Source organism: Marnyiella aurantia (assembly GCF_014041915.1).
Lineage (GTDB): Bacteria > Bacteroidota > Bacteroidia > Flavobacteriales > Weeksellaceae > Marnyiella > Marnyiella aurantia.
In genome coordinates, this window is sequence record NZ_CP059472.1 from 261,111 (window position 1) to 276,568 (window position 15,458).

Sequence of the window (15,458 nt, forward strand, 5' to 3'; positions counted from 1 at the left end):
TTGAATAAAATGGAATATATTATTTAGTGGTTCTGCCCCGGAAAAATGCTCCGAAAAACAGCGATAAAATTAAGTAAAAAATAAGGATTGCCGCAAAGTAGGACGAAAATAGCCTGAAGGTAAGCATGTCTTTATCCTTTACGCGTTCCGGTTCAAAACTCTGGATTCGCTGTCGGTACTTAATCTCCAGTTCTTCAATGTCTTCCTTCTTTGCCAACACCTGTTTGGCAGACTCATATTCTTTGTTCAGTTCAGCTTTCTGGCGTTCCACGTACTGATAGTTCAAAAGGTCTTTGGCATCGCTATCTACAAAGTTCAGGAATACAAACATAGATACTACAGACAGAAATCCGCCCACAAACATGGGTGTAAAAGCTTTGCTGAAGGCATCTTTAAAAGAAATTATGCCTTTCGATTTCCAGTAGCTGTTCACCGACAGATAAGCAAAGACACAGTACAGCAACGGAAGTACAAACGCATTGGCTATGAGGCTGTTGTTAAAGTAGTCTACTCCGCTAATAAAGTAAATGGCGAAGAAAATCAACATGGTGATAACGTAGAGAATGATACCCAGGGTAACAGGATTTTTGGACATAAATTGAATTAAAGTTTGAAGTTTTGTAAAAATTTGTATATTTGCACCGGCAAGTCCTACACAACCAGCTCCTGTGAATCCTCCAGGGTGGGAACGCAGCAAAGGTAAACGGTTGTAGCGGTGTGATGTAGATCGCTTGCCATTTTTTTATTTCCTGATTTCAAGGATTTCGCCAAGTTTTGGCAGTACCAACTCCACTCCCCTTTCCTTAAACTTCATATCAGCGGCCTTATGGTCAATTTTGATAGGTTCAAAAGTGTCGAAATGACATCCGATCACCTTTGGTGTTTTAATCAATTCAGCGGCTGCAAAGGCTGCTTTTTCTGCACACACTGTATAGTGGCCACCGATGGGCAGGACAGCCAGATCGATTTTACCAAAAAACCTCGGCAGGATTTCCATTTCAGCAGAAATGCCTGTATCGCCGGCAAAATAGATTGTTATATCTGATGTTTTCAGCATATAACCTGCCGGTTCGCCACCATATCTTCCGTCGGGGAAAGAACTGGTGTGACTGGCCGGAACCATAGAAATTTCAAGATCTTCAATTTTTGTAGTTCCGCCGAAATTCATGTCGATGGATTGCGGATGCTCATAATAAGCACAGATTTCAGGTTGCCCAATAAGTTTTGCGTCCGGGTGATGATGAAGAACCTCCTTCACATCGGCTGTGTGATCGCCATGGGCATGCGTGATTAATACGTAGTCGATGGTCTGTGCTTCCAAATCGAAGCCGGATTCAGCTTTGCCGAAATTGTAAAAAGGGTCGCTCAGGATATTCTTGCCTTTGTGGCTGAACAGAAAACAGTTCTGTCCGAGGTACTGAATTTTCATTTCTATATGTTTTGTAGTTTGGTTAATAAAATTTTATCGGTATATCTTTTAATTAGGGGGCGCTCCTACGGAGCGCCCCGCATCTTACCATGTTTCTCCCGCTACACAGATAGCGTTCCTACGGAACGCGTTGCATCATATTTCCCCGCTGCTACTAAGGTAGCGCTCCTACGGAGTGCCCTACTTAACTTTTTATCTGCAGCTGCAAAGATACTGTTGCTACAAGACGTCATTTGTGATTATAACGCTTGATCTCAAGCATTTTATTTATCTTTATTGCGCTTAAAAATAATTAAGTCCGAATGCGATCAGAATACTCATGACCAGCGTAAGGATTCCGATCTGTTTAAGGAACGGATCCAGTTCCTTGGGGTCTTTTACCTGCATTATTCTTCTCCTCAGCGCCATCATGGGGAACATCAGGATAAAGAATATATAAGCATAATAATTACCACGGTTCTGCAGTTCGTTCATCATCATAAATACTAAAACAAGCAGTAAAGGCAGTTGCAGCAGGATGATCTCATATACCATGGCGTATCTGAAACCCATCCTTAGTGCCAGTGTTTTCTTACCGCTTAACGCGTCACTTTCCATATCGCGCATATTGTTCAGGTTAAGCACGGCCGCGCTCAGCATTCCGATGGCTGTGGCCGGCAGAAGCATGTCCCAGTGGAAGGTTTTGGTAAACAGGAAGTAACTTCCGCATACTGCCACGAGTCCAAAGAAAACAAACACGAACAGGTCGCCTAGACCCAGATAGCCATAAGGTTTCCTGCCGACTGTATATCCTACAGCTGCCAGAATACAGGTAATTCCGAGAGCTACAAAGATGTAGAATTCATTCATCAGATTCTCCCTGAAGAAGGCCAGATATAGAAGCACCACAGTTGCAGACAAGGAAAGTACGGCGAAAAGGATCACTGCATTCCGCATTTGCTGCGCGGTTATCCGGCCGGAAGCTACTGCCCGCTGCTCAGCTTCATCGGCACGAAGTGCATCAGTACCTTTTATGCCGTCGCCATAATCATTGGCAAAATTGGAAAGGACCTGATACAATAGGGTTACCAGCATTGCCAAAGCAAAAATCCGCCAGTCCCAGGTACCTCCCTGCTCCAGAATCCGCCATCTGGCGATGAATGAGCCTACAATAATCCCGCTCATCGAAAGTGGCAGTGTACGGAGCCTCGCGGCTTTTATCCAGTCAGTCATATACTATCTTTAATTCTAATTACTATTTTTCGGAATCACATCCAGCTTTTTTCAGAACTTTCTACCTTATACAGGCTGTGATTAACCAGTTTGCGAAGTTTACTGTAACCCGCACTGCGGAAAGTTACTTTTCCGCCCGCTGTAAAGAACGTTGCAGATCCCAGATCACTTTTGTTCTGCCAGAAATACTGCTTCAGCTTTATTGCCTGAATTTTCTCGGTTTCAATCGTTTTTTTCTGAATATCCCATATCCCGGACTGTACCGAAATAAAGTCCTCGTTGTAATACAGCCGGCTGTTCCGGAAAGCCATAATCAGCAATACTTCTGCGACCACGGCATAAATGGCCACAAGACCTATATAAGATTCGTCCAGTCGTCCCGTCATAAATAGCAGAGTTATCGGTATTACAACAAAACTCAGGTTTCCCCCTATAAGCTTACGGAAATCAGGCTTCAGTGAGTTGCTGAAATGTGGAATCCGGGTCCAGACAAAGTTGAGGATATCCTCCTTTTCCCTGCTGCTGCAGCCCGGAATGGTGTTATAACTGTCTTTATTATTTTCATCGCCCGATATCTGACTGATCCGAAGTTGCAGAACATTTACTTTTTTCTGCAGAAAGTTCTGTATTTCAGTGACCATCTGTACTTTACTTCTGCTGATAAGTGCATTTTTAGTACTCAGTAAGCCATATTCAAGTGATAGACGCTCTTCACCTTTGGTGATTCTCATGCCGAAATAAATGACCAGGTTCACCACAAGGTTTACAATGATACCCAGTATAAAAAAAACAGCAACCAGCATAAAAATTCCAAGCACCGGGACCTGATGAAGTAAAGCCGTCTTTACATGATCTGCTCCGTTGTTAACGATGTACTCTTCAATTGACTGCTCACGTATAAACTCCAAAGCGTTCTGACCAACATAGATGGCAATACCTACAAGGCCAAGGAAACTTTTAAGATAATTAGCGGTCAGTCCGTACTTGATCAGGGATGCCATTGATATGGTAATGCGTTCGGTCACCTTTTTATTAAAAACAGCTCCCGGCGCAGGTTCAGTGCTCAATAAAGTAGCTGTTTGGTGATCCATAAGGTATTCCTTCAGTTCACGCGCATTTTCAAGTGAAATAGCATTTACGGTAACCTCTTTTTTATCACTTCCCGGACTGTCCACCTCCAGCTTATAAATATTCAGCAGGCGGTGAATTAAAGGTTGATTGATATTAACTTCCTGAATCTTATTTTTTTCAATGCTGACTTTTTTCCGGTTGATAATGCCGCTGCTGATAACCAGCTCACCGCTCTTCTCATTGATGAAGTAAGAAAAATTTCTGTACTGAAGATAAGCCACCAGCGACATCACCAGAAAAACGGTAATTGTACCCGCTATATAAAAAACGAGGCTGCCCGGATTTTTATCACGGATGAAGAAAAGTACATATAAAGGCCATGCGGCCTTCAGGAATTTCCCGAAGTTGATGAGCGTAAGCAGAAGGATTCCGATCTTAGACTGCCGGCGGGGAATGCTAAACGGGATGTTCGTCATGCGGACTGCTGTTAAGGGTGGATCTATCGTGAGTATAATCCTGATTTACTGCAGATAAATTATCATTTGTTAAAGAATCACTTAAAGCCTTCTCACTGTCAATTTTAGTTAAAATAAGTTGGTTGAAGCTTTCGGCTATGCCTTTGGGAAGACCGTTAATGGAGAGGTCCGAACCACCCCCACCTGCGGTAAATACCGTCAGAGATTTCAGTCCCAGGGAACGTGAGAGCCAGCCTTCTTCCAGGGCAGTGTGCTGTATTCTGTTAAAGGGTATAATGATGATGCTTTTGCTGATGAGTCCGTACTGATAGATAACGTCCCGCTCGCGGAAGGCATATTTCCGCTGGCCAAATGCCAGGATCTGGTAGCCAAAGTTAAAGAGTACAAGTCCCAGAATTATGCTGAGGAACATCCAGATATAGTCAGCAAGGACTTCTTTCAGAAAAAAATATCCTGTTGCGGCAGCCCCCATGACTATCAGTGAGAAGATAATGCTGTTCACGATAATCACCTGCAGGTATTTTGGAGAAACAGGCGTCAGTTCCACCTCCTCAAACCTTGGCAGGTCATGATCCAGCACCTTATCATTTTTAAATTCGGACATTGTCAATATTTGATGCTGTTAAGAAATCCACTGGTTTTCACCAAAATCAGGCTTTCTTTTCTCCAGGAACGCGTTGCGGCCTTCCTTTGCTTCTTCTGTCATATAGGCAAGTCTTGTAGCTTCTCCGGCAAATACCTGCTGGCCCACCATACCGTCGTCGGTCAGGTTCATAGCAAACTTCAGCATACGGATGGACATCGGGGATTTGCCCAGGATTTCCTGAGCCCATTCGTAAGAAGTATCCTCCAGTTCCGCGTGTGGAATCACGGCGTTCACCATTCCCATCGCTTCAGCTTCGCGGGCACTGTAGTTCCTTCCCAGGAAAAAGATTTCACGTGCTTTTTTCTGCCCTACCATTTTAGCCAGATAAGCAGAGCCGTAACCACCGTCGAAACTTGTTACATCGGCATCGGTCTGTTTAAAAATCGCGTGTTCTTCACTTGCCAGAGTAAGGTCGCACACTACATGTAAGGAATGTCCGCCACCTACAGCCCAACCGTTTACCACAGCGATAACCACTTTAGGCATAAAACGGATCAGGCGCTGAACTTCCAGGATGTTAAGACGGTGACGCCCGTCATCGCCCACATACCCTTTCTCGCCACGTGCTTTTTGGTCGCCGCCACTGCAGAAGGCATGACCGCCATCCTTCGGACTCGGGCCTTCACCTGTAAGAAGAACTACACCAACGGAGGAATCCTCGGAAACATGATAGAATGCATCATAAAGTTCTGAAGTGGTTTTAGGTCGGAAAGCATTACGCACTTCCGGTCTGTTGATAGCAATCCTTGCTACACCTGCTCTTTTTTTATAAGTGATGTCATCGTATTCCTTTACGGTGGTCCAGTCTGTATTCATCGGTATAATTTGCGGTAAAGGTATGGATTTTGAGACGCTTTTCCAAAGCAATATGCCGCCGGAAGAACGGGCGGTTATTCTAAAATAGTTGCCCTCGCTCCTGAATCCCTTTCTGTCTTGGAGAAATGAAAAAAGCTGCCCGCACAGAGAGTTTGACAGCTTTTTTTAACAGACGGAAAATCAGTGCCCCAATGGGGAATAAGAGGCTTCGCTCTAATAAATGTTTCCATTAAGAATTCACAGAATTGCGGCGCCCGGAAGTTTCCGAATCGATTCTTGTAAGACGCGGACATTTGTAAAGATAAAATTCGGTTTTAAACATCCTTCTGCATCTCGCGATTTCAGCATTCTGAATAATTTTAATCTCCTCTTTGATTACGTTTTCACTGACTTTAAACATCTTCTTCAACTCATCATAGCATAGAAGGTTCACATTGTCTGTTGTACTGATGTTTTCCCTAAGGAATTTTCTTAAAGTGGTTTGCGACATATAATATTTGTTTTTGATTAAGAGTGTAATATAGTGAATTATTACCAATTACACAAATTATGTAAAGTGTTTTTTAGTATATGGTCCGAATGGCGCAGATTAAGTTTAGCCTGCGCTGGCCTTTTAATTGATGTTGTTTTCCCGATAAGATGCAAACTTCATGCTTATCTGTTGGTATAAATCTAAAATATTCAGATATGGAATGGATTCCAAATGACTGGCAAAGTATTTTTATGCCGGAAATGCCACTGTTTGAAACCTTTGCAAGGGCTGCAATTCTTTATTTTTTCATTCTTCTTGTTTTGCGTTTCCTCCCCAGACGGACTACCGGTGAACTGGGAGCCATGGACCTTGTCTTTATCTTACTTATCACTGAAAGTGCTTCTCACGCATTGGGCGATTTCACAACATTGGGTGACGGACTGGTGATGCTTACTGTTTTTATACTCATAAATTATATTGTAAATCAGCTCACTTACCGAACTGTTTTTTTTCGCAAGCTGTTTGAGCAGTCGCCACTTCCTGTGGTACAGAACGGAAAACTTCTTTACCGCAACATGCGGAAAGAATTACTGACGAAAGATGAGCTAATGGCGGGCTTGCGTGAAAACGGCATCGAAGATATTTCCCAGGTTAAGGAGGCATTTGTGGAGGGTGAAGGGCAACTGTCCTTCATTAAATTCAGTACGCAGGAAGATATTCATCACAAAAAGAAAAAACCGGGCAAATAATTAGTACATAAACTGTTACAATTACTGAATTGTCAGCAGATACTGGAAAAATATAAAAATATTTATGATATAAAAGTTTGGAAATTACGCTGATTTTATGTAAACTTTGTGTAAACCAATTAAATACTATGAGATGACTTCTACGAATTATATTGGATTTTTCCAGCGGCGCGATGTTCTGCTGAAGGCAGTAAACAGTTTCGGTGTCGCAGGTTTTAAACCTGAAGCACTGATTGCACAGGATTCAGAGGATTATCCTCTGATGCTTTCCGTAAAGCTAAATGATGAATATGACCTTCAGATGGCATCCAATATCTTTAAATTTTACGGCGTAACCCATGTGGACGAGATTAGCGGTAGGATAGATAATGCCGACGAGCTCAGACGTATTATTTCAATCCATTCCCGGCAGCAAATCTACTCGCCGAAAGGCAGCGGAGCGCATAAACATTTCCATGAAGGTATGAATGCCGAAATTCAGTCCTTCCATAATGAATGATCTTACAACCTGTGCTGCCGCGCAGGTTTTTTTATCGCCAATGCTTTAGCTGACGCTGGTTAGGTAAGAATTTTGTACTTTCGTCTGCTAAAGATGGGCAACGATGGTATATGACTTAGAACAGGAGAAACAGGAAATTCTGGCGCGGTACAAGGACCTCATTTCCAATACGTACCGTACTCTGGATGAGGAGCAGAACAAACTGATCCGGAAGGCTTTTGATATTGCACTGGACGCGCACAAGGACCAGCGGCGCAAGTCCGGTGAGCCTTACATTTATCATCCAATAGAAGTAGCAAAGATTGTTGCCAATGAAATTGGACTTGGCGCCACATCAATCGCATGTGCCCTGCTGCACGATGTTATTGAGGATTCTGAATACACGCATGAAGACCTGGAGAAACTTTTTGGGGAGAAGATAGCGAAAATCGTAAATGGACTTACGAAGATTTCGATAATGAATCACCAAAATATTTCCATTCAGTCCGAAAACTACAGGAAACTGCTTCTTACACTCTCTGAAGATTTCCGCGTAATCCTGATTAAAATTGCGGACCGGCTGCACAATATGCGTACACTGGAAAGCATGCGTCCGGACAAACAGAAGAAGATAGCATCGGAAACAGTTTATATTTATGCACCTCTCGCCCACAGACTGGGCCTTTACAATATAAAGTCGGAACTGGAGGATCTTTCGCTTAAATACAATAACCCTGAAGTATATGCGGAAATCGATCATAAACTGGAACTGGCTAATGAGCAAAGGCACAAATATGTAGATGAGTTTACCAATGAAGTCTCAGAACGCCTGAAGGAGGAAAACCTGAGTTTTACAATTAAAGGGAGAGCAAAGGCAATATCGTCCATCTACCGAAAAATGGTAAAGCAAAGTGTGCTTTTTGAGGAGGTTTATGATAACTATGCGATACGCATCATTTACAAATCGGATGCAAGGAATGAGAAGTTCCTGGCATGGAAAATATACTCCATCGTAACCGATCTCTATCACAGTAATCCGCAGCGGATGCGCGACTGGATCACACAGCCACGTTCCACCGGGTATGAAAGTCTGCATCTCACCGTATTGGGTCCGGATAAAAAATGGATTGAAGTTCAGATCCGGTCCGAAAGAATGGACGATATTGCCGAGAAAGGTGTGGCTGCGCATTATAAGTACAAGGAGGGATACCGGCCGAATTCTGATGAGAAAAATTTTGAAAAGTGGGTGACCACTATCCGTGAAGTTCTGGAAACACAACAGCATCTCACAACGACAGAGTTACTGGATAATATTAAACTCAACCTCTACTCCAAGGAGGTATTTGTGTTTACCCCTCAGGGCGAAATTAAGATTCTTCCCGTAGGATCTACGGCACTCGATTTTGCATTCTCAGTGCATTCCGACCTTGGAACACGGTGCCTGGGAGCAAAGGTGAACGGAAAACTGGTTCCTATATCACATGTGCTGCAGAACGGTGATCAGGTGGATATCCTCTCCTCACAAAACCAAAAACCCAAGTCCGACTGGCTGGATTTTGTAGTTACCTCCAAAGCAAAATCAAAAATCAAGAGCTACCTGAATTCGACGAAAAACCACCTGGTTAGCGAAGGGAAAGAGATTTTGCAGCGTAAGCTGCGACATGCAAAAATTGCTTTTAATGATGAAGAAATCAACCGAATGCAGAAATTCTTCAACCTGAAAACGTCGCAGGAGCTCTTCCTCTTTTTCCAGGATGGAACGCTGGACACAGGCGATCTTAGAAAATACATTGAAAGTAAAAGTGTCTTCAATAATCTGCTGAATCGTTTTCGAAAGTCACCTGTTAAAAATCTTGCTTTCGAAGAGCCGGCGCAAACCAATCTTGATATGATTGTTTTCGGCAAGGATGAAGAGAAACTGAATTACACTTTTGCAAAATGCTGCAATGTGATTCCCGGAGATAAGATTTTCGGTTTTATCACCATTTCCGAAGGAATCAAAATTCACAGTGACAACTGTCCGAATGCCATCAATCTGCGGGCACAGTATGACTACCGTGTGATGGAGGCCAAATGGGTTAATGCCGAAAGTTTCAAGAACCGTATTAAGATCGAGATTGAAGGTCTGGACAGGATGGGTATGATCAATGACATTACTCAGGTCATCAGTAACTCTATGAGTATTGATATGAAGAGTATGACCATCGCATCCAACGACGGTATTTTTACCGGCAGCATCAATCTGGAAGTCAAAAACCGAAGCCAACTAGAAGAAACATTCAAGCAGCTTAAAAATATCAGCGGAATTTCTAAAGTACAACGAATATAGAATCAGATTTAATGAAGTTAACCACCTATTTTCAAAAATTTTTCCAAAGTAGCCAGTCATCAGGCATTTTATTGCTGGGCTGCGTAATTATTTCACTACTTATAGCAAATTCCGGCGCCGGTTCATCTTTTGCCGACATTCTTCAGTATCAATTAGGACCATACAGTACTTCCGTATGGATTAATGACGGCCTGATGGCTATATTTTTCCTGCTGGTAGGTTTGGAAATTAAAAGGGAAATTGTGGAAGGTGAACTTTCAAGTTTTAAGAATGCTTCTTTGCCCATTTTTGCAGCAATTGGAGGCATGGTAGTTCCTGCGCTTATATTTGCATTCTTTAACTCAGGCACAGAATATGCTAATGGCTGGGGAATTCCGATGGCTACAGATATCGCATTCTCGCTTGCCATCGTGGCTATGCTGGGTAGCAGGGTTCCGGCCTCTATTAAGATTTTTCTTGCTGCCCTGGCTATAGTGGATGATTTAGGTGCGATTATGGTGATTGCAATTTTCTACACAGAGCAGATACACTGGATCTACCTTCTTTTCACTGCTCTGGTCATAATTTTATTGATTTTTCTGAACCGATTTAAGGTTACACGTCATATCTATTATCTTATTCCCGGGATATTCCTGTGGTATTTTATGCATCACTCCGGAATCCATGCCACTATTGCCGGTGTAATCCTTGCCTTTACCATACCAACCAATGCATCTCATACTGAAATTTCACCGCTGGAGAAACTGGAACACCGCCTGCACACTCCGGTGAATTTTCTGATAATGCCCTTATTTGCCCTGGCCAATACCAATATCCTTTTTAAAAGCGGTATGGTAGAGGGACTTTTCTCTACCCTGGGTTACGGGATTATCCTGGGTCTTGTAGCTGGAAAACTGATTGGAATCACTCTGTTTTCAGGAATTGCTATCCGCACAAAGTTAAGTTCACTTCCGGCCGACAGTAACTGGACTCAGATGATTGGAACAGCACTGCTGGCAGGAATTGGATTCACGATGTCCATTTTTATCGCACTGCTTTCTTATAAAGGTCATCTGGAGATTCAGGAAGAAGCCAAATTTGCCATTTTGGTAGCTTCGGCCATTTCCGGAGTTTCAGGTTATTTCATTCTGAGACAGGCAGGACGAAAAAAAACAACCTGATTTCAGAGCTTGGGATGATTGTCCGTTGGCGTTTCAAGTATAATCTGGTGTTCTTGATTTACTTCACCATTATCAAAATGTATAATGGGTTTTGGAATTTCCTTCTGCAGTTCATCGGCAATCAGTTTGTCCAGTCTCACACGCCGGATGGCCAGGTTCAGTTCATTGCCGAACAGCAGTAAATATACATTCACGTTTACCCATACCATAAGCAGGATCATGGTGCCGATAGAACCGTAAAGTACATTGTAAGTGGCAAAATTACGGGCGTAAATAGCAAACAGATAGGTAGTGAGTACAAAAAGAACGGTTGTAAGCAGGGCGCCCGGCACGGCCTGTTTAAACCGGGTAATTTTCACAGTGCCTACCCAGTAAAACAAGGCCAGCAGGAAGAAATAGAACAGGGGAAACGAGATAAACCCGATTATTTTGGAAAGGTTATCTACAAACCATGATATATCATATGCCGGCTTAAACCACTTGAGTACAAGTTCGGCATAGTATACCCCAAAGAGAGCCAGAAATATAACGCTGATAAAAGCTATGGTAATAAAGAATGCGGTGATGAACTCTTTTACGTCATGGTGTTTCTCGTCCGTATTTTCGTTGAATCCATCAATAAGGGCAAAGGTTCCGTTGGTTGCAAAAAACAATGCCAGAATAATGGTGATTTTACTTATGGAAGTTGTGTTTGGAATAATTGTATTCTTTATATACCCAATTACATCTGCTTCAATCCTTCCGGGGAATATTCGGTGCATAAGCACATCAAATATGTAAAACTGCAATCTATCATAATACGGCAGATAAGGCATTATGGAAAGCAGAAAGAGGATAAAGGGAAACAGTGAAAAGACGAAATTCCACGATATCGCGCCGGCAGTCCGGCCAATTTTGTTTTTGAAAACCCCCTGAATATAAATATCGAACATTTTCCACAGTGATACGCCCAGAAAAGGAATATGGATGCCGTCCAGGAACTGATGAATTTTTCTTATGAAGTGTGGGGTTCTAAAAGTCATTCAACTATATTTGCAGCACAAATATAAGCAATGCGAATCAATTTACTGTGTATAGGCAAGACGTCGAGCACCGAAATAAAGGGCCTTATTGATTATTATATGACCCGTCTGCCCAGACATTGGAACTTTGAACTTATTGAAATTCCTGATGTTAAAAACGCCGGAAACTTCTCCCCTGACTTGCTGAAAAAAGAGGAAGCCAAACTTTTTCTGAACTATATAGAATCTTCGGATATTACGGTTTTGTTGGACGAAAATGGTAAACAGTTTACAAGTCGTGAATTTGCGGGAAAAATGGATGTCTGGATGAATTCTTCAGTAAAGAAAATCAATTTCCTTATCGGTGGTGCCTACGGTTTTGCCCCGGAGCTTCATCAGAGTACGGGCGGTACGCTTTCACTTTCCAAAATGACATTTACGCATCAGATGATACGGCTTTTCTTTGTGGAACAACTGTACAGGGCAGATCAGATCCTGCAGGGTAAACCTTACCACAACGACTGACAATCCGGCCCTATTTAACCTCGCACTTTTTCAGCAGGTCGTTGATCAGATATTTCTCAAAACCGGTTTTCAGTGCTTTTTCAAGGTTTATGCAGGCATCTGTAGCACGGTTGGTCTCAAACTGGATACGGGCTTTTGTTACATAGGACAGTGAGAATTTTGGATCCAGCTTGATAGCCCTGTCCACATCAGCAGTGGCTTCCTTATGTTTTTTCATGGCCAGATAAACGGCGGCCCTGTTATTATAAAGCAGACTTTCCGGCTTTTCAGAAATGAGCGTATTATAATCCTTAAGTGCCGCATCAAGCTTCCCGGAATTCATCTTGAAGGTCGCATAGTTGGTTCGGGCAATAAGGTTTTCGGGCGCAATGGAAATCAGGTACTGATAATCCTTTTCGGCCAGATCATTTTTCTTCAGGTCTTCATAAACCTTAGCACGTGTCAGGAACAGTTCCGCATTTTCGCTGTCCAGTAAGAGACCTTTCGCGGCAAAATCCAAAGCATTCTGCTTATTACCCCACTGCGCATGCATAGAACTTAAGTTGATATAGGTCTCCAAAATATTGGGGTCCGCTTTCAGTGCATTCTGGTAGGAAGCAAATGCCTGCTGGCGGTTGCCGAGCCGGCGCTGGGAAGTCCCCAGATTATTATAGTACTGCGCTTTCAGTTTGCCTATCCGCTCCTTATCGGCAAGCGAAGCATAGCCAGCTTCTGCACATTTGTAATCGGCTTTTTTAAAGCATTCGTCAGCCGCTTTGGAATCCTGCAGCTGTGCTGAGCCCATTATAGCTATTGCAAGGGTAAGAAAAGTAGAGATTTTTTTCATCGCATCAAATGAGTTTTTTGTTGATCACTTTAAGGCTTAATGCTGCAAAGAGTCCGCCTAAAAGGTAACCTACTCCACCTCCCATAAGAACATCCAGTGGAAAGTGAACGCCCAGATAAATGCGGCTGTAGGAAACTATAGCGGCCCAAAGGAAAAGGAAGAGTGGAAACCACCCGAACTTCTTCTTCAGCATGACCGTCATAAAGTTAGCAATAAAAAATGTATTGGACGCGTGCGCCGAATAGAAGCCAAAACTTCCGCCACACTCCACCTCACGCATTAGGTTTTCCAGAATCGGATCATGACATGGCCGCAGTCTGGCAATCCCAACCTTAAAAATACCTGCCAGCTGATCTGAAACTGCGACGCCCAATGCGATGAAGACCAGCATATAGATAAGAGCCCGCCAGCCATAAGTGCGCAGAAGCACAATAAGAAACACCATATACAGTGGAATCCATATCCACTTTTCGGAGATCATCAGCCAGAAATTATCGAAGGTGTGATTTCCAAGACCATTCAGAAACAGAAAAATCTCCTTATCTAATGCTATTAACTCCTGCATTGGGCTAGCGGCTTACGGGTCCTTGGTGGGAATCGGAAAGCTGATCGGTCTTGCTCTTAGCTGTAAGGTCCAGATCCCGTCTCAGTTCGTGGGTTGGATCGTATTCCTTGGCGGCTTCCTTAACCTTTTCAATCTCACGCTTTATCTCAGCAACGGGATTATCGGTCTCCTTCAATATTTCGGTCTTTATATCCTCCATTGCACCCTTCATCTTGCGGACTCCAAGGCCCAGGTCGCGTGCGATGGACGGAATTTTATCCGGACCGAACAGAACAATAATTGCGAGTATAACTACGATAATTTCAGAGAAACCTAATTCCATGGCGCAAAAATACAAAAACAAATCTCAACACATTAAAGGAAAATTCCGGAAGGTTAACAATTTAGACCCTGGCCTTACAGTTTCCTTCGGTGAAATCACATTGTGCCCGAGATACCCCTAAAGACCGGCACTTTTTATGATTTACGGGCTTTTTTTCGGTGGAAAACATAGTAAACAAATCCGGCACTTGCAGCCATTAACAGAAAACCTAAAAAGAACGGAGCACCCGCAAACTGAAACGGGGCCTGGTCATGAGTGAAATAATAGAAAACATTGGTCATAAGTGGCGGTCCAATGATGGATGTGATACTAACCACAGAAGTTAGTGCCCCCTGAATATCGCCCTGTTCATTAGCCGGTACCTTGGAAGATATGACAGACTGCAGGGCCGGACCGGCTATACCACCCAGGCAATACAGAAGCAGTATGGCAAACATCATCCACTCCTCATAGGCGAATGCGAACAGAAACATTCCCACGCTGTATAACATTATACCGTAAAGTATGCTCCGTTCAGTACCGAACCTCGGATGGACTTTGCGGATAAGGAAACCCTGCACCACGGCGGTGACAGCTCCCATTACACCCAGCGAAATTCCCACCATCTTCTCGTCCCAGCTGAAGCGGTACATGGTGAAGAACGCCCAGTTGGTCTGTACAGCATGTGCCGCAATATAAACAAGGAACCAGGCCATCATAAGATACAGTATGGCCGGATACCGCCGGATATTTAGCAGTGTACCCACAGGGTTAGCCCGTCTCCAGCTGAAGTTACGCCGGTTTTCTTTTCCCAGACTTTCAGGCAATACAAAGATTCCATAGAGGAAGTTGAGTAAACAGAGGATACCCGCAGCGATAAATGGCACGCGTGGACCGAACTGGCCCAGAAGTCCGCCGATTACCGGTCCCAGGATAAATCCAAGTCCGAAGGCTGCGCCAATCATCCCGAAATTCTTTGAACGGTTGCTGTCATCAGAGATATCAGCAATATAGGCGCTCGCTGTTGTTATACTTGCGCCGGTAACTCCCGAGAATATCCGGCCAACAAAAAGCCAGAATATGGTTGGCGCCCAGGCCTGGATGAAAAAATTAAGTGCAAAACCAAGCAGCGCAAATAATATGACCGGCCGCCGTCCGTACTTGTCACTCAGATTGCCTAGTACCGGCGCAAAGAGGAACTGCATAAAGGCATAGGCGAAACTCAGCCAGCCGCCATACTGCGAGGCTACGCTTAAATCTGCGTCATGTATCAGTTCTTTTATCAGCGACGGAACTACGGGAATAACAATTCCCCAGCCGGTAATATCAACCAAAAGGGTAATGAATATAAACCCAATGGCTGCCGATTTATTATTTTTTTTCACAGGTGCGAAGGTAAGAA

The 15,458-nt window shown here is 43.4% G+C and carries 17 protein-coding genes and 1 other RNA gene; 6 read left to right on the forward strand and 12 right to left on the reverse strand.

From position 1 onward, the window contains the following. Positions 1 to 19: 19 nt before the first annotated feature. Positions 20 to 595 (reverse strand): DUF4199 domain-containing protein, encoded by a 576-nt coding sequence (locus H1R16_RS01240; RefSeq protein ID WP_181886048.1) that lies wholly within the window; start codon positions 593 to 595, stop codon positions 20 to 22. Positions 596 to 642: 47 nt separating this feature from the next. On the opposite strand from H1R16_RS01240, the gene ffs reads away from it, so the two are divergent. Then, positions 643 to 740: signal recognition particle sRNA small type (ffs, locus tag H1R16_RS01245), an RNA gene on the forward strand. 2 nt (positions 741 to 742) lie between these two features. On the opposite strand, the gene H1R16_RS01250 is transcribed toward ffs, so the two are convergent. The 6 genes from H1R16_RS01250 to H1R16_RS01275 all read right to left on the reverse strand — a co-directional run bounded on the left by H1R16_RS01250 (position 743) and on the right by H1R16_RS01275 (position 6,140). Continuing rightward, positions 743 to 1,429 (reverse strand): metal-dependent hydrolase, encoded by a 687-nt coding sequence (locus H1R16_RS01250; RefSeq protein WP_181886047.1) that lies wholly within the window; start codon positions 1,427 to 1,429, stop codon positions 743 to 745. 282 nt (positions 1,430 to 1,711) lie between these two features. Then, positions 1,712 to 2,641 carry a 1,4-dihydroxy-2-naphthoate octaprenyltransferase gene (gene menA / locus H1R16_RS01255; RefSeq protein ID WP_181886046.1) on the reverse strand — a complete coding sequence of 310 codons (930 nt, stop codon included), beginning with the start codon at positions 2,639 to 2,641 and terminating at the stop codon, positions 1,712 to 1,714. 35 nt (positions 2,642 to 2,676) lie between these two features. Further along, positions 2,677 to 4,188 carry a PH domain-containing protein gene (locus H1R16_RS01260; protein WP_181886045.1) on the reverse strand — a complete coding sequence of 504 codons (1,512 nt, stop codon included), beginning with the start codon at positions 4,186 to 4,188 and terminating at the stop codon, positions 2,677 to 2,679. Next, positions 4,169 to 4,792 (reverse strand): PH domain-containing protein, encoded by a 624-nt coding sequence (locus H1R16_RS01265; RefSeq protein ID WP_181886044.1) that lies wholly within the window; start codon positions 4,790 to 4,792, stop codon positions 4,169 to 4,171. The genes H1R16_RS01260 and H1R16_RS01265 overlap by 20 nt, the downstream gene beginning before the upstream one ends. Before the next feature lie 18 nt (positions 4,793 to 4,810). Then, positions 4,811 to 5,650, reverse strand: a complete 840-nt coding sequence (locus H1R16_RS01270; RefSeq protein ID WP_181886043.1) for a 1,4-dihydroxy-2-naphthoyl-CoA synthase — start codon at positions 5,648 to 5,650, stop codon at positions 4,811 to 4,813. A gap of 229 nt (positions 5,651 to 5,879) precedes the next feature. Continuing rightward, entirely contained in the window at positions 5,880 to 6,140 is a 261-nt protein-coding gene (locus H1R16_RS01275; protein WP_181886042.1) for a hypothetical protein, read from the reverse strand. A gap of 197 nt (positions 6,141 to 6,337) precedes the next feature. Between H1R16_RS01275 and H1R16_RS01280 the strand changes: the two genes are divergently transcribed. The 4 genes from H1R16_RS01280 (at position 6,338) to nhaA (ending at position 10,838) form a co-directional block, all read left to right on the forward strand. Continuing rightward, entirely contained in the window at positions 6,338 to 6,871 is a 534-nt protein-coding gene (locus H1R16_RS01280) for a DUF421 domain-containing protein (protein WP_181886041.1), read from the forward strand. A gap of 133 nt (positions 6,872 to 7,004) precedes the next feature. Further along, on the forward strand, positions 7,005 to 7,370 hold the full coding sequence (locus tag H1R16_RS01285) for a hypothetical protein (RefSeq protein ID WP_181886040.1): 366 nt from the start codon (positions 7,005 to 7,007) through the stop codon (positions 7,368 to 7,370). 103 nt (positions 7,371 to 7,473) lie between these two features. Then, entirely contained in the window at positions 7,474 to 9,678 is a 2,205-nt protein-coding gene (locus H1R16_RS01290; protein WP_181886039.1) for a RelA/SpoT family protein, read from the forward strand. 11 nt (positions 9,679 to 9,689) lie between these two features. Beyond that, entirely contained in the window at positions 9,690 to 10,838 is a 1,149-nt protein-coding gene (nhaA, locus tag H1R16_RS01295) for a Na+/H+ antiporter NhaA (RefSeq protein WP_181886038.1), read from the forward strand. A gap of 2 nt (positions 10,839 to 10,840) precedes the next feature. On the opposite strand, the gene H1R16_RS01300 is transcribed toward nhaA, so the two are convergent. Continuing rightward, positions 10,841 to 11,860, reverse strand: a complete 1,020-nt coding sequence (locus H1R16_RS01300) for a YihY/virulence factor BrkB family protein (RefSeq protein WP_181886037.1) — start codon at positions 11,858 to 11,860, stop codon at positions 10,841 to 10,843. A gap of 30 nt (positions 11,861 to 11,890) precedes the next feature. On the opposite strand from H1R16_RS01300, the gene H1R16_RS01305 reads away from it, so the two are divergent. Further along, positions 11,891 to 12,364: a 23S rRNA (pseudouridine(1915)-N(3))-methyltransferase RlmH gene (locus H1R16_RS01305; protein WP_181886036.1), complete on the forward strand. Its 474-nt coding sequence runs from the start codon at positions 11,891 to 11,893 to the stop codon at positions 12,362 to 12,364. 10 nt (positions 12,365 to 12,374) lie between these two features. Here the strand turns inward: H1R16_RS01305 and H1R16_RS01310 are convergent, their stop codons facing one another. From H1R16_RS01310 to H1R16_RS01325, 4 genes are all read right to left on the reverse strand, one after another. After that, entirely contained in the window at positions 12,375 to 13,190 is an 816-nt protein-coding gene (locus H1R16_RS01310; protein WP_228451035.1) for a tetratricopeptide repeat protein, read from the reverse strand. A gap of 4 nt (positions 13,191 to 13,194) precedes the next feature. Beyond that, positions 13,195 to 13,755 (reverse strand): phosphatase PAP2 family protein, encoded by a 561-nt coding sequence (locus H1R16_RS01315; protein ID WP_181886035.1) that lies wholly within the window; start codon positions 13,753 to 13,755, stop codon positions 13,195 to 13,197. Between the two features lie 4 nt (positions 13,756 to 13,759). Further along, positions 13,760 to 14,077, reverse strand: coding sequence for a Sec-independent protein translocase subunit TatA/TatB (locus tag H1R16_RS01320; RefSeq protein ID WP_181886034.1), 318 nt, complete (start codon positions 14,075 to 14,077; stop codon positions 13,760 to 13,762). A 134-nt stretch (positions 14,078 to 14,211) separates the two neighbouring features. Continuing rightward, entirely contained in the window at positions 14,212 to 15,441 is a 1,230-nt protein-coding gene (locus tag H1R16_RS01325) for a TCR/Tet family MFS transporter (protein ID WP_181886033.1), read from the reverse strand. Positions 15,442 to 15,458: the final 17 nt, after the last annotated feature.